We start from the raw sequence: 19944 nt of genomic DNA, 5'->3' as shown, positions 1-19944 counted from the left end.
ACAGTGCTGTCTGGTCCAGGCGCGGATCCTCGATCAACGCCTGCACATCCCCGTTCACAGCGAAACCGGTGAAGAAGACCGGAAGCGGCGCCGCCGTTGGCCTTGGCATAGTGCTTGACTATGCTGGCCGCGCCATCCGCCGGACGCGAACGGACCAGAGCAGTTCCGCGAAAAGTGTGAAACGGGTTTCCCAGGAAAAGCGCGTGGGGCTTTCCCAGCGCAATTGCCTCAAAATCAAAGAGATGGAGCGGTTTCAACGTGTCCGTGGAACGATTGACAGCTCTAGGCCTTTTGTCCGGGTTGGCATGGCTGGACACGGGCGGCTAAGGCTGGAAATGTGATTGCGTCTTCGCTGCCGGGGGGCTGGCCGGGGGACGAGGAGGATGGCGCTGAATTTCGAATATATTGCCGGCCATCCGGCGCTGCATCGTTATGTCCAGGCGCAGTCGAAGGCGCTGCTGCACATCTATGAAACAAGCCCGCGCCTGGCCGCCGTATTCGCCACGCAACAGCGCTGGCTGCTGGCTCACACCGGCCTTGCCCTGCATTTCGCCCGAGACCCGCGCGATGCCCGCACGGAACTTACCCTCGCCCGCTTCATCGATGCCGTGCTCCGCTATTCCGTCGCCAGCCGCAACACGGCCGAGGCCTTCATCAAGGAGATGCTGCATTATCACATCATCGAATACCTGCCGCACACCGGTGATGGACGCGCCCACCCGTTTCAGGTGACGACAGCGGCGCTGAAGGAATTCGATGGCTGGGTGTTTGCGCATCTGCGCACACTCGACAGTCTGGACGGCGGGAACCGCCTCGCTTTGTTTCTCGAGCAGCCCGGCATGATTGCCAGGCTGCAGCCGCTGGTGGCGGAAGGCCTGCTCTCATCCGGCCCGGTGCGAGAGCCCAAGCAGACCTTCTCGCTGTTCATCTGGCTCAACAATGGCGGAATCGTCATGGATTGGTTGATGTCCGGCATCGATCCTGACAATGCCGGTCTCGACCAGATCCCGACCAGCGTGGTTTCGGTCGGCGAATTCGCCAGTTGGTTGAAACTCTCGCGCACCCATCTGGCGCGCAAGTTGCGTGACGCCGAAAAGCTCGGCAGCGTCGGCTGGATGGGCCGGCGCGGCCATTCGGTAATGTGGGTCTCGAACAGCTTCTACCAGGAATACATGACCGTCCAGGCCGCCAAGCTTGCGGTCATTGATGACGCTTTCGAGGCCTGTCGCCCGATGCAAAAGGCTGGCTGAACCCGCACGCTCACAACTCTTCGGACAGGTAGTCATACCAGTTGCCAAGACCTGGCAGCCGAACAGCTTCTACCAGGAAAATATGAGCGCGCAGGCCCTCAAGCTCCAGGCTGAACAATAGCGATCCATCCCGACTGAATCGGGATCAACTGGTCAGGGAAAGCCGGCGCAGCGCCTCAATCGATGTCGAAGGACACGCCCTGAGCCAGCGGCAGCGCCTTGGAATAGTTCACCGTGTTGGTGGCGCGGCGCATATAGGCTTTCCAGGCGTCCGAACCGCTCTCGCGGCCGCCGCCGGTTTCCTTCTCGCCGCCGAAGGCGCCGCCGATTTCGGCCCCCGATGTGCCGATATTGACGTTGGCAATGCCGCAATCCGAACCGTCGACGCCGAGGAAGCGCTCGGATTCCTGTAGGTCACGGGTGAAGATCGACGACGACAGCCCGGCACCGACCGCATTATGCTCGTCGAGCACGGCGTCGAAATCGGAATATTTCATCACATAGAGGATCGGCGCGAAGGTCTCTTCTGTCACCGGCGAAACCTGCTTCGGCATTTCGACCAGCGCCGGATGCACGTAGTAGGCGTCGGGGTGGCCGTTCTCGACCCGTGTGCCGCCGGTCACCTTGCCGCCATGGGCGGTGGCTTCCTTGAGCGCCTTCTGCATGGCGTCGAACGCCGCCTTGTCGATCAGCGGCCCGACCAGCGAGGACGTCTCCAGCGGGTTGCCAACCGAGACGCTCTCATAGGCCTTCTTCAGCCGCGGCAGCAGCGCATCATAGACGCTGTCATGCACGAACAGACGCCGCAGCGTCGTGCAGCGCTGGCCGGCGGTGCCCATGGCGCCGAAGGCAATGGCGCGCAGCGCCATGTCGAGATCGGCGGTTGGGCAGACGATGCCGGCATTGTTGCCGCCGAGTTCCAGCACGGCGCGGGCAAAGCGCTTGGCCAGCCGCGGGCCGACATCCCGGCCCATGCGCGTCGAGCCGGTGGCCGAAACCAGAGGAACCTTGGGATGATCGACCAGGATCTCGCCGACGGCGCGATCACCGATCAGAACCGACGCCAGGCCCTGCGGCGCGTCAGCGCCGAAGCGCTTGACCGCGCGCGCAAAAATCGCCTCGCAGGCGAGCGCCGTCAGCGGCGTCTTTTCCGACGGCTTCCACACCACGGCATCGCCGCAGACCAGCGCAAGTGCTGCATTCCACGACCACACCGCGACCGGGAAGTTGAAGGCCGAGATGACGCCGACGACGCCGAGCGGATGCCACGTCTCCATCATGCGATGGCCGGGACGTTCGGTGGCGATGGTCAGGCCGTAAAGCTGGCGGGAAAGCCCGACGGCGAAATCGCAGATGTCGATCATCTCCTGCACTTCGCCGAGACCTTCAGACGGGATCTTACCGACCTCGATCGACACCAGCCGGCCAAGCTCGGTCTTGTGCGCGCGCAATTCCTCGCCGAGCAACCGCACCAGTTCCCCGCGCCGGGGACCCGGCACCATCCGCCAGGCCTGGAACGCCGTGTGTGCGGCATCGATGGTCTTGGCAGCCTCGGCCGGTGAAATCGTCTTCAACGCCGCGATCTGCTCGCCCGTCACCGGGCTGCGCACGATGAGGTCGCCGCCGCTAAGCGCGTCCTTGGCCACGCCCAGTTTCGCCAGAAGTTCAGCCGTTTCCTTCGCTATCGCCATTTTTGTCCCTTTCAGATCCGCTCGCCGTCAGGTGGCGGCGGTCGAGCCTTCGCGCCACGTCGCCTGCGTGCCGCAGGCACGTCGGGCGCTGTCATGGCGTGGCATTACTCGTTTCAGGGGAAAATCGCCACCCCGGCATGGTCCAAGCCAGGATTGCACGATTGAGCCAGCAGTCTTCAGTGCGCTGTCTTCGCCGGCGCCTTCACGGCGCCGTCTCTCATCAACCGGTCGATATGCATGCGGATATGGGCGGCTTCCGCCGCCGTGTTGGCCAAGGCAATCGCACGGTCAAAGGCAACACGCGCCTCCTCGCCACGGTCAAGCTGCATCAGCAACCCGCCCTTGAGGCCAAAGAAGTGGAAATAACCGGACAGCCTTTCGCCGAGCGGCTCGATCATGGCAAGGGCGGCTTCGGGGCCACGCACCTTGGCGACCGCGACTGCGCGGTTCAGCGTCACCACTGGCGATGGCTGCATCCGCTCCAGCAGGCTGTAAAGCAGGTCGATCTCGGTCCAGTCGGTATCCTCGGGCGTTGCCGCCCGCGCATGCAGTGCCGCGATCGCCGCCTGCACCTGATAGGGGCCGGGCTTTTGGTGGCGCAGCGCCTTGTCGACCAGCGCCAGACCTTCGTCGATCATCTTCCGGCTCCACAGCGAGCGGTCCTGGTCGTCGAGCAGCACGATCTCGCCGTTCTCGTCGAAACGGGCCGGTGCACGCGCATGCTGCAGCAACAGCAGCGCCGTCAGCCCCATGATCTCAGGCTCGGTCTGGAACAGCCTGAGCAACAGCCGCGCCAGGCGGATCGCCTCCTCGCAGAGCGGCGCGCGCGCCGGCGCCTCGCCGCTGTTTGTCGAATAGCCCTCGTTGAAGATCAGGTAGACCATGGCCGCAACGGCTGCGAGCCGCTCCGACCGCTCGACCGCGCCCGGCGTTTCGAACGGCACGCCGGCATCGGCAATGCGCGCCTTGGCGCGGGTGATGCGCTGCTCCATGGCGCTTTCGCCGACCAGGAAGGCGCGCGAGATCTGCTTGACGGTGAGCCCGGAGACGATGCGCAGCGCCACCGCGATCTGCTGCGTCGCCGGCAGGTCCGGATGGCAGCAGATGAACAGCAGCCGCAATATATCATCGCGGTAATGCGCGCCGTCCAGCCGCTCGGCGATATCGCTCTCGGCATCCTCAAGGTCCGAGATCTGGTCCTCTTCCGGCATCGGCGCCTGCTTGGCGCGCTTGCGCACCGCATCGATGCCGCTGTTGCGGCCGACAAAGATCAGCCATGCCGCCGGATCGCGCGGCGGCCCGTTCTGCGGCCAGTTCTTGAGTGCCCTGAGACACGCATCCTGGAATGCCTCCTCCGCCGTATCGAGATCGCGGAAATAGCGCAGCAGCGCACCCATCGCCTGCGGGCGGGCGGCTGAGATCGCGGAGCTGATCCAGGAAAGGTCGGTCATTTCAAAACTCTGGTTGGGTCGAAGACGGAAACCGGTCGGATCTCATAGGATCCACCACTCGGATTGACCTCGGAAAGCTCGCGCGCGAAATCGACGGCCTCATCGAGATCGGCGCATTCCAACGTGTAGAAACCGAGGAACTGTTCCTTGGTCTCGGCAAACGGCCCGTCGATGACCACCGATTCGCCCTTGACCTGGCGCAGCGTTGTTGCGGCGGTGGTGGGCAGAAGCCGTGCCACCGGGCCAAGCCGGCCGGCGTCAGCATATTTCTGCTGCACATCGAGCAGTTTCGCCATCACCTCGTCATCCTGTGCCTTGCTCCAGGAGGAGACGACATCTTCGGAGGCATAGCAGAGGATAGCGTAGAGCATGGGACGTCCTTTTCTGTCTCAAAGGACGAAACAGTAGGGCCTATGCCGACATGGCGTCGACAAAAAAGTTAGGGCAAATCTTTCAGCCCTCGTCTGCCTTCAGCCATCTCAGCACCAGCGCCTCCTCGTCATCGAGACCATCTATGGATCGCTTGCGTTTGTTGGCTTCAGTCATTTCGCTGAGCAGCCGCCCCTGCGCCCAGGATTCGAAGACCTGCGGATGGATGTAGCATTTGCGGCAGACGGCGCGCGTGTTGCCCAACCGCTCGGCGACCTTGTCGATGACGGTGTTCATCACCCGCTTCACCCCGGCCTGGCTTTCGGGAAGCTCCGTCTGCGCAAACAGCGACGCGGCGTGGATGGTGCCGCCCCAGGTGCGGAAATGCTTGGAGCTGAAGTCTTCTCCGACAGCATCGCGTATGTAGCGGTTGACGTCGTCGGAGCGCACCGGATGCCGGGCGCCGTCCTCATCCAGATACTGGAACAGCTTTTGTCCCGGAATATCCTGCGCGCCGCGCACGACCCGGGCGATGCGGCGGTCGACAAGCTTCAATTTCCATTCCTTGCCGGATTTGCCCTTGAAGGCAAAGCGCAGGCTCGATCCCTTGATATCGACATGGCGGTCGCGCAGCGTGGTCAGCCCGAAACTCTTGTTGTCGCGGGCATAGGCTGCATTGCCGACACGGATCATCGTGTTGTCGAGCAGCCAGACGATTGCCGCCACGACGCGCTCGGCCGGCAGGCCGTGGCGGCGCAGATCGGCATCGATGCGGCGGCGCAGCTCCGGCAGGCTTTCGGCAAAAGCGACAAGGCTCGAATATTTGGCGCCGTCACGTTCCGCGGCCCACAGCGGATGGTAGCGATACTGCTTGCGCCCGCGCTGGTCGCGGCCGGTCGCCTGGATATGGCCGGCGGAATCGGGCGAGATCCACACATCCGTCCAGGCCGGCGGGATGGCCAGCGCCTTGATGCGGGCGATTGCCGCCGCACCGACGGCCTGCCCCTTGGGGCTTTTGTACGAAAATCCCTCGCCCGCCTTCAGGCGGCGGATACCCGGCTCGCTGTCGCTGACATAGGTAAGCGCGGCCTGATCGGCAGAGGCCTGCGCGCCATTCCTCGGCGTGTCATCGTCGCCCTGTCCGGCAACAGATCGGCCCGGTGGCGCCCCGGATTTGTCCAGCATGCCCGCTCCACGAGATTTTTCTCGTAGATAAGCGCCGGACAAACCACTGGTTCCGCCGTCAGACCTTTTCCAGCGCAACCGGAATGACGTCGACGGCCTGGTCGCCGACCTGACCGCCGGTGGTCTTCAGCACGCCGACGATCGGCGCCACGTCGGAATAGTCGCGGCCGTAGCCGACGGTGATATGGTCGTTGCTCGCCCGCATGCCATTTGTCGGGTCGAATTCCTGCCAGCCTGCATCGCGCCCGCACCACACCTTGACCCAGGCATGCATGGCATCGGCGCCTTCGAGCCGCGGCTTGCCCTTCGGCGGAATGGTGCGCAGGAAGCCGCTGACATAGCCGGCGGGAATGCCCAACCCGCGCAAGCCGGCGATCATGATGTGGGAGAAATCCTGACACACGCCGCGCTTCAAACGGAAGGCGTCGCTGGCCCTGGTATGAACCGTGGTCGCCTCACCATCATAGGTGAAGTCGCGGTGGATGCGGTTGCACAGATCGATGGCCGTGCCGACCGTCGAGCCGCTGGCCATGCCGCGTGCATAGGCGGTGATCGCCGCATCGATGCCGGCATGATCGCTGGCCGTGAGAAAGTGATGCGGTGCGTCAGGCGCCAGTGACCGCACCGCGCCGAGTTCTTCCCTCAGGCGCTGCAAGTCGGGCGACACATCGAGCCCAGGCTCCGGCCGCGACACCGACACGCGTGCGCTCATCCTGATGTCGAGCCCGTCATGGACATCGCGAAAGGCGATCGCGGTAACATTGTTACCGAAGAAATCGGCAAAATCCGTCCGCTCGGACGGGGTCGGCACAAACGACAGCGAGGCGGCGACCACACGCTGCACGCCAGCAATGGTCTGCGGCAAGACACGCACCTGATGCCGGCTGCCACCGGCTGCAGCGTCATAATCATAGCTGAGATGAAGCCTGATATCGTACAGCATGTTAACCGAAATACGCTTTGGCGAGGCTGTTGTAGAGGTTGCCGATCTCAGTGGCGAGATCGTCCAGCACCTCCGCCGACATCTCCGATGGCTCCATGACGGCAATTGCCGTGTTGAGCTGCAGGATTTCCTTGGCCGCCACCGACATGTGCCCCTCCGGACCAAGCGACGGCAAAAGGCCGATCTCGGCCTTCAGCCGCTCGAGCTGAAACAGGATCGAGCGCGGGTTGAGCGGATCGAGCGCCAAAAGGTCGACCACCGTGCGCCGCCCGGCCCGCACCGGATACTGCCGGCGATGGGTCATGACGCTGTCGCCGATCTCCAGCATCATGTCGAGCGAGCCGTCCGGCGCGCCGGAGCGGGTGAGACGGGCAAGCGTGCGGGCGATCTGGATGCCGCGCTCGATGCGCCGGCCGATTTCGAGGAAACGCCAGCCGGTGAAACGGTACATGTTCTCATGCAGCAGGCCGGAAAAGCCGGCGAGCTTGCGCAGCATCACCGTCATCGCCCGGGTCGCATCATCGCCCGGCGCCACCGTCGTTGCGAACTGGTGGATTGTCTTCGACAGATCCTTGAGCGCGAGCCAGCCGTCGGGCGAAAAGCGGTCTCTGATCTGCCCGGCGCTGTAGACGGCGCTGTCGAGCGTGCCGATCAATCCGGGCGGAATGGCCGCTTCGAGATCAATGCCGAACGGTTCGAGATAGTCCCTGACATCGGCGAGCAGCGGCATGTCCGGATCGGACGTCTCGGCCAGCCGCACATGATAGGCGCGCAGAATGCGCACCGTATCTTCCGAGCGCTCGATATAACGGCCGAGCCAGGTCAGGTTTTCCGCCGCGCGGCTGGGCAGGCTGCCCGGCATGGTGCGGGCAAAACTGTCATGCTCCTGCGGCAGCAGCGTCTCGCGCTCGACCGGCCTCTCGCTGACCACCCAGACGTCGGCCGCCTGGCCACCACGCTGCATGGCGATGGCGGTCGGGTCGAGCGACAGGCCAACGCGGGCGAAGCCGCCGGGCATCACCGTCCAGCCTTCGGGTGTGCGCGCAAGATAGACGCGAAGGCTTGCCGGCCGCGGCTCCAGCCAGCCGCCGACATAGACCGGCGTCGTCGACAGCGTCACCGCTTCCTGGCCAACGAAACCGCCGCCGTCGCTCTCGATCCGCGCAATCAGCGCGGCACGTTCCTCGGGCGTCAGCGCCGAACCGAGCCTGGTCTGATCATCGTCCTCGAAGGCAAGCCGCGTCGACAGCGCCGGACCGACCACCATGCGATCGAGATTGGCAATCACATGCCGGCGTTCGCTGTCCTGCCCGCACCACCAGGTGGCGACGCTTGGCAACAAAAGCTCTTCGCCGCGCAATGCGCGCGAAATTTTTGGCAGGAAGGCAAGCAGCGCCCGCGTTTCCATCAGGCCCGAACCCAACGCATTGACCGTCGAAACGGCACCGCGGCGGATCGCCTCGACCAGCCCCGGCGTGCCGATCTGCGAGTCCGGCCGGAGTTCCAGCGGATCGGCGAAGGCGGCATCGAGCCGCCGCCATAGCACGCTGATCGGCATCAGACCGGAAACCGTGCGCACCATCAGCTTGCCGCCGGAGACGGTCAGGTCCTCGCCCTCGAGCAGCATGATGCCGAGATAGCGGGCGATATAGGCATGCTCGTAATAGGTCTCGTTGAGCGGCCCCGGCGTCAGGATGGCGACGCGGCCGTCATTCTCCTTGGCCATGCCGATCAGCGCATCGCGAAAGCGGCGGAAGAAGCCGGCCAAGCGATGCACATGCATCTCGCCATAGATGTCGGACAGCGCGCGCGTCGTGGCGACGCGGTTTTCCAGCGCAAAGCCGGCGCCCGACGGCGCCTGCGTGCGGTCGCCCAGCACCCACCAGCTTCCGTCCGGTCCGCGGCCGAGCTCGAAAGCGCAAAAATGCAGGAAATGGCCGCTGGCCGGCCTGGTGCCGGCGACCGGCCGCAAATATTCCGGGCTCGCGGCAATCAATCCCGCCGGCAGGATGCCCTTCTCGATCAGCCGGCTCGGCCCGTAAATATCGGCGATTATCTCCTCGAACAAATCGGCCCGCTGGACGAGGCCGGCGCTGATCTCGGCCCATTCCTTGTCTTCGATCAGCAGCGGGATGTGCGCCAGCGGCCATTCCCGCTCATTGGCGCCGGCCTTGTCGTAGACGCGGTAATAGACGCCGGCATCGCGCAGATACTGGTCGGCGCGGGCGAAGCGCTGGCCGAGCTTTTCCGGGCCAAGCTCTTCGAGCGCCTCGATGAAGTTCTTCCAGACCGGGCGCGGATTGCCCGACGCATCGACCATCTCGTCGACGACACCGTCAATCGGCTGGTAGTGCTCCAGCAGACTGTGCCTCAGCGGCTTGCCGCGCAGCTTTTTCTGATTCCCCTTTGCCATTGCTGATCAGAGTCTGGGTGGCCGCCTGAGGTCAAGGGTCATCGGGAAGTCTTCAGAGGCTTCTTCGTTGCGCAGCACATAGGCCGACGGCGTGTGGCCGCGCGGCTCGAAGCGGGCGAGCCGCCGCGCCTCGGCCTCATTGCCGTTGACCGGGAAGGTGTCGTAGCTGCGCCCGCCGGGATGCGCGACATGGTAGACGCAGCCGCCAACCGCCCGTCCCGACCAGCGATCATAGATGTCGAAGACCAGCGGCGTGTTGACCGGCAGCGCCGGATGCAGGCCGGACGCCGGCTGCCACGCCTTGAAGCGCACGCCCGCCACCGCGACTTCCCTATTGTCGGTCACCTTCATCGGCACGACGCGGCCGTTGCAGACGATCGCGTGGCGTTCCGGGTTGAGGCCTTCGGTCCTGACCTGCAGCCGTTCGACCGAGGAATCGACGAAGCGCACGGTGCCGCCTATGGCGCCTTGCTCGCCCATGACATGCCACGGTTCCAGCGCTTGCCTGAGCTCCAGCTTGATGCCGGCATGCTGGACCTCGCCGCAGAACGGAAAGCGGAATTCGAGTTGCGCGTCGAACCATTCGGGACGGAACTCGAAACCGTTCAATTTGAGGTCGTCGAGCACGTCGAGGAAATCCGCCCAGACACAATGCGGCAGCATGAAACGGTCATGCAGCGAGGTACCCCAGCGCACGAAGCGGCCCTCGAGCGGGTTCTTCCAGGCGCGGGCGATGATCGCACGCACCAGCAATTGCTGAGCCAGCGACATGCGCGCATTGGGCGGCATCTCGAAGCCGCGGAACTCGACCAGGCCGAGACGGCCGGTCGGGCCATCGGGCGAAAACAGTTTGTCGATGCAGATTTCGGAGCGGTGCGTATTGCCGGTGACGTCGGTCAACAGGTTGCGGAACAGCCGGTCGACCAGCCATGGCAGCGGTGCATTGCCCTGGTCCGGGTGCGGCACCTGCGCCATCGCGATTTCGAGCTCGTAGAGCGAGTCGTGCCGCGCTTCGTCGAAGCGCGGCGCCTGGCTGGTGGGGCCGATGAACAGGCCGGAAAACAGATAGGACAGCGACGGACGCCGCTGCCATTGCAGCACAAGGCTCTTCAAGAGATCGGGCCGGCGCAGGAACGGACTGTCATTGGGCGTTGCGCCGCCGACGACGACATGGTTGCCGCCGCCGGTGCCGGTATGGCGACCGTCGATCATGAACTTGTCGGCGCCAAGCCGCGTCTGCCGCGCCTCTTCGTAGATCGCCGTTGTCGTTGCCACGCAGTCCTGCCAGTTGGCGGCCGGGTGGATGTTGACCTCGATGACGCCGGGATCGGGCGCAACGCGAATGACGTTGAGACGCGGATCGTGCGGCGGCCCGTAGCCTTCGATATGCACGGGAAGGCCTATCGCCTTGGCCGCATTTTCTGCGGCTGCGACCAGTTCGAGGTAGTCTTCCAGCGCCTCGACCGGCGGCATGAACACGCACAGCCGCCCGTCGCGCGGTTCGACCGACAGTGCCGTGCGCACCGCGCCGCCGATCTCGGTGATCTCCTGCTCGACCCGATCCTGCTGACCGGTCGTCGCGGTGAACGAAATCGCCTGCTGGCGCCGCGCCATTTCGTCGGCGCCTTCCAGTTCGGCCGGAGCGACGGAAGGCAGGATCGCTTCCCGCGCCGGCAGCGGACCACGCGGCAGCGACGGATCGACCGGCACGATATAGGGGAACTGCGCCGGCGGCACGTAAGGCAGCGTTCCGAGCGGCAAGCGGTAGCCGACCGGCGAATCGCCAGGCACCAGGAACAGCCGGCCGCGCCTGGTCTTCCATTTCTCCGAACGCCAGCGCTGGCCGGATGCCTGGCTGTTCCAGCGCTGCACCGGCAGCACATAACCCGACGGTTTGGTCAGCCCGCGCTCGAAGACTTTCGCCATGCGGCTGCGCTCTTCCGGGTCTTCCAGCTTGGAGTTGGACGGGTCGACATTGTCGGGCAGCTTGCCTTCCTTGAGCAGCCATTCGGCCGGGTCTTCATAGGCTTCGCTGACCATCGCCTTGTCGATGCCGAGTTCGCCGGCGATCGCCGTCAGCAGGCTTTCGGCTTGCTGCGGTCCGACCTTCGCATCGCTCTTTTCGCGCGCGATCAGCGACGGATCGCTCCACACCGGCTGGCCGTCGGTGCGCCAGTAAAGCGAGAAGGTCCAGCGCGGCAGGCTCTCGCCGGGATACCATTTGCCCTGGCCATAATGCAGGAAGCCGCCCGGCGCGAAACGTTCGCGCAGTTTGCGGATCAGCGCATCGGCCTTCTCGCGCTTGGTCGGGCCGACGGCGGCGGTGTTCCACTCGGCCGACTCGAAATCGTCGATGGACACGAAGGTCGGCTCGCCGCCCATCGTCAGCCGCACGTCGCCCGCCTGGAGCGCTGCATCGACCTTGTTGCCCAGCGCATCCAGCGCCTGCCAGCTTTCGTCCGAAAACGGCTTGGTGATGCGCGGATGCTCGGCGATGCGGTCGACCCGCATGTCGAAGCCGAACTCGACGTTGGCAAAGCTCGCCATGCCGGAGATCGGCGCGGCATTGCGGAAATGCGGCGTTGCCGCCAGCGGCACGTGGCTTTCGCCAGTGAGCAGGCCCGAGGTCGGGTCGAAGCCGATCCAGCCGGCGCCCGGAATATAGACCTCGCACCAGGCGTGCAGATCGGTGAAGTCGACCGCGGTTCCGGCCGGGCCATCGAGCGCGACGAGATCGGGCTTGAGCTGGATCAGATAGCCGGAAACGAAGCGCGCGGCGATGCCGAGGTTGCGCAGGATTTGCACCAGCAGCCAGCTCGAATCCCGGCACGAGCCTTTTTTCGCGGCCAGCGTCTCCTCCGGCGAAAACACGCCGGTCTCCATGCGCACGATATAGGCGATCTCGCGCTGCAGCCGCGCATTGAGGTCGACGACGAAATTGACGGTGTTGGTCGGGCTGCGGTCAATGGTTTTCAGAAAGGCGGACAGCAGCGGCCCCGCCGGTTCCGGCGTGCGGTAGATGGCGAGATCGTCCCTGATCTCTTCCGGATAGTCGAACGGGAAGGTCTCGGCCGCCGGCTCGACGAAGAAATCGAACGGATTGTAGACCGTCATGTCGGCGACGAGATCGACCTCGATCTTCAATTCCGTCACCGGCTCGGGGAAGACAAAGCGGGCGAGGAAATTGCCGTAGGGGTCCTGTTGCAGATTGACGAAGTGGTTAGCTGGCCCGACCTTCAGCGAATGGCTGAGCACCTTGGTGCGGGAATGCGGCGCCGGTTGCAGCCTGATGACCTGGGGTCCGAGAACCACGGGCCGGTCGTATTTATAGTGGGTCAGGTGGTAGACGGCTGCCAGAATTGCCATGGGGCCCCGGAGATCGGCGTTTCAAACGAATTCGCCGAACCCTGACACATCTCTTGGGCATTCTCCAAGCACAGATGTTGCGGTGCACCTAATTTAAGCAGCTAATGACTGCACTGCCACGTTGGCGACCGGTTCCAGCAGCCTCCAGCGAAGCGAAGAGGCTAGCTCAGAAAAACGCCTGTATCCCCGTCTGCGCCCGTCCCAAAATCAGCGCGTGCACGTCGTGCGTGCCTTCATAGGTGTTGACCGTCTCCAGGTTCTGCGCGTGGCGCATGACGTGGTAGCCGATCTGGATGCCGTTGCCACCATGCATGTCGCGGGCCTGGCGGGCGATGTCGAGCGCCTTGCCGCAATTGTTGCGCTTGATGATCGAGATCATTTCCGGCGCCATCTTGCCTTCGTCCATCAGCCGCCCGACGCGCAGCGAACCCTGCAGGCCGAGCGCAATCTCGGTCTGCATGTCGGCGAGCTTCTTCTGGAACAGCTGCGTGCCGGCCAGCGGCTTGCCGAACTGCTTGCGGTCGAGGCCATATTGCCGCGCCCGGCGCCAGCAATCCTCGGCCGCGCCCATCGCGCCCCAGGAAATACCGTAGCGGGCGCGGTTGAGGCAGCCGAACGGACCGCCGAGGCCTTTGGCATTGGGCAGCAGTGCATCTTCGCCGACCTCGACGCCTTCCATCACCACCTCGCCGGTGATCGAGGCGCGCAGCGACAGCTTGCCGCCGATCTTCGGCGCCGACAGTCCCTTCATGCCCTTTTCCAGCACAAAGCCGCGGATTTCATCCTTGCCGTTGTCGCCCTTGAGCTTCGCCCAGACGACGAAAACATCGGCGATCGGCGCGTTGGAGATCCACATTTTCGAGCCGGAGAGCTTGTAACCATTCGCCGTCTTCTCGGCCCGCGTCTTCATGCCGCCGGGATCGGAACCGGCATCCGGCTCGGTCAGGCCGAAGCAACCGATCCATTCGCCCGAGGCCAGTTTCGGCAGGTATTTCTTGCGCTGCGCCTCGGAGCCATAGGCATGGATCGGATACATCACCAGCGACGATTGTACCGACATCATCGAGCGATAACCGGAATCGACACGCTCGACCTCGCGCGCCACCAGCCCGTAGGTGACGTAATTGGCGCCGAGCCCGCCATATTCCTCGGGGATGGTGATGCCGAGCAGGCCGGCCTCGCCCATCTCGCGAAAGATGCCGGCATCGGTCTTTTCCTCGAGATAGGCCTCCTCGATCCGCGGCGCGAGCTTGTCGTTGGCGAAAGCCGCAGCGCCATCGCGCACCATGCGCTCGTCCTCGGAAAGCTGGTTCTCGATCAGGAAAGGGTCTTCCCAAACGAACGCGTTCTTGTCGGCGGCCATGGCTCTCGGTCTCTCCCAGCAAAATATTGATTGCCGGGCTTATCCGCCTCTACCTCAAAAAAATCAAACGAAATTGCATCACCGATCCATGAGAGATAGTAATGGATCATGAACGTCCAGCGCCGCCTTTTGCCTAGCACCAGCGCCCTTGCCGCCTTCGAGGCGGTGGCCCGTCTTGGTTCTTTCACTGCCGCTGCCCAGGAACTCGACCTGACCCAGGGCGCCGTCAGCCGCCAGATAGGGCTTCTGGAGGAACAATTCGGTCGCCGGCTGTTCGAGCGCGATAGCCGCAATGTCCGGCTGTCAACGGCGGGAGAAATCTACGCCGAGGCGGTGCACGCAGCGCTAGGCCAGTTGCGCGACGCCGCGCTCGGATTGATGAGCAATCGGCATAGCGGCATGCTGAACCTAGCCATCTTGCCGACCTTCGGCACACGGTGGCTGATGCCGCTGATCCCGGATTTCGTCGCAGAGAACCCCGACATCACCATCAATTTCGTCACGCGCATCGGCCGTTTCGATTTCGCCCGTGAGCGGCTCGACGCCGCCATCCATCATGGCCAGCCGGACTGGCCGGACGCCGACTCCACGCTTCTGATGCGCGAAACCGTGATGCCGGTGGTCTCGCCCGAATTTCTGGCCAGCCGCGACATCACTACTGCGGCCGACATCAGCCGGCTGCCGCTGCTGCACATGGCGACGCGTCCGGGCGCCTGGAGCGAATGGTTCGAGGAGCAGGGCCTAAGTGCGCCGACCGGGCCTGGCATGCAGTTCGAGCAGTTCGGCACCGTCGCCCAGGCCTGCATGGCGGGGCTTGGTGTCGCGCTCCTGCCGCAGGTTCTCATATCTGGCGAGTTGCAGCGCGGCCAGCTCGTGGCGACGCCCGGACAGCCGATGCAGAGCCGCACCGCCTACTACCTCGTCGTCCCACACGACAAGCGCGGCCACCCGCCGGTCGCCAGCTTTCGCGACTGGCTGCTGGGCCAGGTCGAGAAGGAGCCGGCTGTTCTGGCGTGGTAGTTACTTCCGCCTCAAGGCATCGGCCAGCGCCGCGCCGAACGCACCTTGCGACGGCCGCTCCGGCTGGCGCTGTGGTGTCGGCCCACGTGGCGCCGGCTTGCCGCCGCCATTGTCGCGCGGCCCTTTCGAGGCACCGCCCTCGCCGCCATCCTTGCGCATGGAAAGTGCGATGCGCTTGCGCTTGATGTCGACGTCGACGACGCGCACCTTCACGACGTCGCCGGCCTTCACCACCTCATGCGCGTCCTTGATGAAGCGATCTGCGAGTTGCGAGACATGCACCAGCCCGTCCTGGTGCACGCCGATATCGACGAAGGCGCCGAAGGCGGCGACATTGGTCACGGTGCCTTCGAGTAGCATGCCGGGCTTCAGATCCTTGATGTCGTCGACGCCGTCGGCAAAGGTCGCCGTCTTGAAGCCGGGGCGCGGGTCGCGGCCGGGCTTTTCCAGCTCGGCAATGATGTCGCGCACCGTCGGCAGACCAAAACGCTCATCGACGAAGACGCGTGGGTCGAGCGCCTTCAGCGCGGCGCTGTCGCCCATCAGCGCGCGCACATCGCGGCCGCAGGCGGCGACGATCTTCTTGGCCACGCCATAGGCTTCCGGATGCACCGACGAGGCATCGAGCGGCTCGCTGCCATTGGCAATGCGCAGGAAGCCGGCGGATTGTTCGAAAGCGCGCGGTCCGAGCCGCGCCACCTTCAGCAAATCCTTGCGGCTGGCAAACGGTCCGGTCGCATCGCGATGCGCGACGATGGCATCGGCGAGCGACGCTCCAAGCCCTGAAACGCGCGCCAAAAGCGGCGCCGAGGCGGTGTTGAGATCGACGCCGACGGCATTGACCGCGTCCTCGACCACCGCTTCCAGCGACCGGCCGAGCCGGTACTGGTCGACATCGTGCTGGTATTGCCCGACGCCGATCGACTTCGGCTCGATCTTGACCAGCTCGGCCAGCGGATCCTGCAGGCGCCGTGCGATCGACACCGCGCCGCGCAACGACACGTCGAGTCCGGGGAATTCCGCAGCAGCAGTTGCCGATGCGGAATAGACCGAAGCGCCGGCCTCGCTGACGATCACCTTGAGCGGCTTGGGGCCTGCACCGGCCGGCAGGTCGGACAGCATGTCGGCGACCAGCTTCTCCGTCTCGCGGCTGCCGGTGCCGTTGCCGATCGAGATCAACTCGACCTTGTGCTGGCGGATGAGCGCGGCGAGTTCCACTTGTGTGCCCCGCACATCGTTCCTCGGCGGGAATGGATAGACCGTCGTCGTCGCCACCAGCTTGCCGGTGCCGTCGACCACCGCGACCTTGACGCCGGTGCGGATGCCGGGATCGAGCCCCATGGTCGGCCGCGATCCGGCGGGTGCTGCCAGCAGCAGGTCTTTCAGATTGCGGGCAAAGACGTGGATCGCCTCCTCCTCCGCCCGCTCGCGCAGATCGCGCATCAGGTCGAGGGTCAGGTGCAGCGACAGTTTTATGCGCCAGGTCCAGCCAGCGACCTCCATCAGCCAGCGGTCACCCGGCAGACTGGAGCCGATGGCGTAGACATTGGCGATCATCCGCTCGACCGGTTTCACCGGTGAGGCATCGTCGGCATCGACCTCGATGTCGAGCGACAACACTTCCTCGTTGCGGCCGCGCAGCATGGCCAGCGCACGGTGGCTCGGCACATTGGCCCAGCGCTCGACATGGTCGAAATAGTCGGAGAATTTGGCGCCCGCCTCCTGCTTGCCGTCGACGACACGGGCACGCATGAAGGCGCGCTCCTTCATGTAGCTGCGCAATTTGCCGACCAGATCGGCGTTCTCTGCAAACTGTTCCGACAGGATGTCGCGCGCCCCCTCCAGCGCTGCCTTGGTGTCAGCCACTTCCTCGGTGACATAGGCTAGCGCAGCCTCGGCGGGCACCAGCGAGCGGTTGCCAAGGATCGTCTCAGCCAGCGGCCCAAGCCCGCGCTCCCGGGCGATCTCCGCCTTGGTGCGGCGCTTGGGCTTGTAGGGCAGATAGATATCTTCGAGCTCCGCCTTGGTGATGGCGGCAACGATCTTGGCTTCAAGCTCCTCGGTCAGCTTTCCCTGCTCGCGGATGGAACCGAGGATGGTGTCGCGCCGCGCATCGAGCTCGCGCAGATAGGCCAGCCGCTCGGCAAGGTCGCGCAGTTGCGTGTCGTCGAGTCCGCCGGTGACCTCCTTGCGGTAACGCGCCACGAACGGCACCGTCGCCCCCTCGTCGAGCAGCCCTATGGCTGCCGCCGCCTGTTCCGGCCGCGCGCCGATCTCGGCCGCGATGATTGCTGCGATGCGCTTGCTGTCCGATGCCATGCTGGTCCTTGTCGCAAAAGAGCGGCGACCATAGGCGCAGACATCAGCGCCGCCAACTGCCGCGATCTCACCAGCGCGCGGGGTCCACAAGAAAGCGCGCCGCAGTTCGGATGTCCGGGATCGGTTAAACCCGCCCGCTCAGCGCCTCGAAGAAGGCAACGATCTCGCGTTCGAGCGCAGGCTCCTCCGGCACCGGCTGCGACCCCATCTTTGCAATCACCACTTCGGTCTTCGGATTGACGTAGAGCCATTGGCCATGGATACCGATGCCACAGAAGGCGCCGTTTTCGTGTCCCGTCTGGTACCATTTGTTGCGATAGCGGCCCTTCGGGAACAGATGCACCATGGTGCCGCGCTGCCAGGCTTCCGCACTGCCGCCGGTAACGACCGTATCGCGCACCCAGGCCTCCGGCACGATGCGGCGGCCACTGGCCGTTCCGCCCTGCCGCATCATCTCACCGATGCGCGCGAGATCGCGCGGCGTCACCGAAATGCCGCCGGCGGTGCGTGCCGTGCCTTCCATGTCGACGCCGATCGAGGCCTCGCCGACGGCACCGAGCGGCAGCCACAATTTCTCGCGCATCAGGTCCGGGAAGCGCTGTCCCGAAGCGCGCTCCAGCAGGATGCCGAGCAGATCGGAATTGGGCGAGCGGTAGCGGAAGGTCTTGCCATGCGGTTCTTGGAGCCGCTGCAAGGTCAGGATGAATTCGCGCAGGCTTTCCGTGCCGCCGCCCGGGTTCCACAGCGTCGCGCGGCGGTAGCGGGCAAAAGCGCTTTCGGGATCGAGATAGGCCTCCTCGAAATCGAGGCTGACGCTCATGTCGAGCACATGCCGGCAGCTCGCATCGGCATAGGCCGAACCGGCGGCTTCCGGGATGTACTGCGCCACCGGCGCTTCCGGATCGAACACGCCCTCGCCTTCCAATATGCCAGCGATGATGGCGGTGACCGACTTGCTGATCGAGAAGATGATGTGACGGGCGCCGAAATCCATATGCGGCGCGAACCAGTCGCCGATGACCTTGCCGCCCTTCATCACCGTGAGCGCATCGCTGCTCGAGCGCGCCAGGAATTCGGCCACCGTCTCCGGCGCGCTGGCAACGGAGACCTTTTCGCCGAGCAGCCCGCTCATGTCCCGCACCGGCGCCTCGACGCTTCCAGGCGTCGCCGCCACGGGAGCGGTCGGCACCAGTTCGCCGAGATTCTGGAACGACCAGCGGTTGAACGGATTTTCCCGCCAGTTGGAAAGCAGCACCTCGTTGCGGGCAAAGCCGTAGCGGGTCTCGAACGCGGTCTTGCCGGTCATGAACGTTTCCTCAAAGGGATGGTTTGTGTGGTTTCAGCCAAGCGCCTTGGCTATGGCGTGCACGGCCTTCAGCGTCGCCACCGAATAGGCGACATTGCTGAAATCCGGATAGGTCGAAAGCTTGACCACGACCATGCTGGTGTCCCAGTCGATATGGATCATTTGCCCGAACACGCCCCGGCACATCAGCGCGCGCGAGCGCGGATTCTCGATCCAGAACTGGTTGCGGTAGCTGCCTTCCGGCAGGCTCGGATTGAAGTCCGGCCCATGTCTGCCATTGCGCGTCGCCGCAATCCAGTCGGCCGGCACGATGCCGCGGCCATTGTCGAGGATCAGCTGGCCGAAGCGGGCGTAGTCGCGCAGCGTCGCGTTGAAACCGCCATCGGCCAGCGCATAGCCGGCGCTGTCGACGGTGAAGCAGGCGCTCTCGTCGGCGCCAAGCTTTTGCCAGAGTTCCTCCGAGACCAGCTGCGCCAGCCGCTTGCCGGTCACCCGTTCCATGATGAAGGCCAGCACATCGGTTTCGATCGAGCGGTACTCGAACGCAGCGCCGTGCGGCCGCAGCTTGTCCTTCAGCCGCAGGATCAGTTCGAACAGATGCGACGGCCATTGGAAGTTCGGATCGCTACCCGGCGGCACCGGCTTCCAGCCGGTGGCGACATCGACCTGGCCGATGTCGGAATAACGGTCGGTATATTCCTCGGAAAAGCGCACGCCTGTGGTCATATCGAGCACATGCTGCACACTGGCGCCGGCCCAGCCGGTCTCGCCGAGTTCCGGCAGATAGGCGGTCACCGGTTTGGCAGGATCGATCAGGCCGCGCCCGACCAGTATGCCGAATACCGTACCGGTCACCGACTTAGCCATCGACTGCGACAGGTGCAGCGTGCGCTCGTCCATGCCGTTGAAATAGCGCTCATAGGCAATCTTGCCGTTCTTCAGCACCAGGAAGCCGTCCGCATAGGTCTCGTCGAGCAGGCCGGCGAGCGTCGTCGCACGGCCCTCGCTGTCCTCCACCGGCAGCGCGTCGAGATCGGTCTCTGCCCGTTCGAAACGATGGCGATGGCCGGTGCCGCGCCAGACCTCGATGGTCGGCAGGAATTCGCGGATATGCTGGAACGCCCAGCGGTTCCATGGCGGCCGGTCCCAGTCGAGCTTTGGCGGAACCATTTGCGGCGGCGAGCCCTGCATGATCGGCGGCCGCGGATCGCTGTTGCGATAGGAGTCCATGAAAATCATTCCAAAGGAAAGGCCCGGCGGCGGATGCC

The 19944-nt window shown here is 64.6% G+C and carries 13 protein-coding genes; 2 read left to right on the top strand and 11 right to left on the bottom strand.

What is annotated here, in order from left to right; translation table 11 throughout:
• Positions 1-383 precede the first annotated feature (383 nt).
• Positions 384-1250, top strand: coding sequence for a hypothetical protein (locus AC1D1N_RS22855; protein ID WP_477351195.1), 867 nt, complete (start codon positions 384-386; stop codon positions 1248-1250).
• A gap of 176 nt (positions 1251-1426) precedes the next feature.
• Here the strand turns inward: AC1D1N_RS22855 and amaB are convergent, their stop codons facing one another.
• From amaB to AC1D1N_RS22815, 8 genes are all read right to left on the bottom strand, one after another.
• Positions 1427-2941, bottom strand: a complete 1515-nt coding sequence (gene amaB / locus AC1D1N_RS22850; protein ID WP_477351193.1) for an L-piperidine-6-carboxylate dehydrogenase — start codon at positions 2939-2941, stop codon at positions 1427-1429.
• A gap of 176 nt (positions 2942-3117) precedes the next feature.
• Positions 3118-4392 (bottom strand): RNA polymerase sigma factor, encoded by a 1275-nt coding sequence (locus AC1D1N_RS22845; RefSeq protein WP_436261173.1) that lies wholly within the window; start codon positions 4390-4392, stop codon positions 3118-3120.
• Positions 4389-4763 carry a YciI family protein gene (locus AC1D1N_RS22840; RefSeq protein WP_436261174.1) on the bottom strand — a complete coding sequence of 125 codons (375 nt, stop codon included), beginning with the start codon at positions 4761-4763 and terminating at the stop codon, positions 4389-4391. Before AC1D1N_RS22840 ends, AC1D1N_RS22845 begins: the two co-directional genes overlap by 4 nt.
• A gap of 82 nt (positions 4764-4845) precedes the next feature.
• Entirely contained in the window at positions 4846-5946 is a 1101-nt protein-coding gene (locus AC1D1N_RS22835; protein ID WP_436261175.1) for a DNA topoisomerase IB, read from the bottom strand.
• A 58-nt stretch (positions 5947-6004) separates the two neighbouring features.
• Complete coding sequence (locus AC1D1N_RS22830) at positions 6005-6889, bottom strand: transglutaminase family protein (RefSeq protein ID WP_477351190.1); 885 nt, start codon at positions 6887-6889, stop codon at positions 6005-6007.
• A gap of 1 nt (position 6890) precedes the next feature.
• Entirely contained in the window at positions 6891-9302 is a 2412-nt protein-coding gene (locus AC1D1N_RS22825; RefSeq protein ID WP_477351188.1) for a circularly permuted type 2 ATP-grasp protein, read from the bottom strand.
• A 6-nt stretch (positions 9303-9308) separates the two neighbouring features.
• Positions 9309-12668 (bottom strand): transglutaminase family protein, encoded by a 3360-nt coding sequence (locus AC1D1N_RS22820; RefSeq protein WP_477351186.1) that lies wholly within the window; start codon positions 12666-12668, stop codon positions 9309-9311.
• 166 nt (positions 12669-12834) lie between these two features.
• Positions 12835-14031, bottom strand: a complete 1197-nt coding sequence (locus AC1D1N_RS22815; protein WP_477351184.1) for an acyl-CoA dehydrogenase — start codon at positions 14029-14031, stop codon at positions 12835-12837.
• 108 nt (positions 14032-14139) lie between these two features.
• Here AC1D1N_RS22815 and AC1D1N_RS22810 point away from each other — a divergent pair, with 108 nt between their 5' ends.
• A complete protein-coding gene (locus AC1D1N_RS22810) occupies positions 14140-15051 on the top strand; it encodes a LysR family transcriptional regulator (protein WP_477351182.1) in 912 nt (303 codons plus the stop codon).
• Here the strand turns inward: AC1D1N_RS22810 and AC1D1N_RS22805 are convergent, their stop codons facing one another.
• The 3 genes from AC1D1N_RS22805 to AC1D1N_RS22795 all read right to left on the bottom strand — a co-directional run bounded on the left by AC1D1N_RS22805 (position 15052) and on the right by AC1D1N_RS22795 (position 19906).
• A complete protein-coding gene (locus AC1D1N_RS22805; protein ID WP_477351180.1) occupies positions 15052-17370 on the bottom strand; it encodes a Tex family protein in 2319 nt (772 codons plus the stop codon).
• Positions 17371-17494: 124 nt separating this feature from the next.
• Positions 17495-18676, bottom strand: a complete 1182-nt coding sequence (locus AC1D1N_RS22800) for a serine hydrolase domain-containing protein (protein ID WP_477351178.1) — start codon at positions 18674-18676, stop codon at positions 17495-17497.
• Between the two features lie 33 nt (positions 18677-18709).
• Complete coding sequence (locus tag AC1D1N_RS22795) at positions 18710-19906, bottom strand: serine hydrolase domain-containing protein (protein WP_477351176.1); 1197 nt, start codon at positions 19904-19906, stop codon at positions 18710-18712.
• Positions 19907-19944 lie beyond the last annotated feature (38 nt).

The sequence above is a fragment of the Mesorhizobium sp. P2_B5 genome, assembly GCF_056404775.1.
This window is presented reverse-complemented; position numbering and strand designations above follow the sequence as displayed.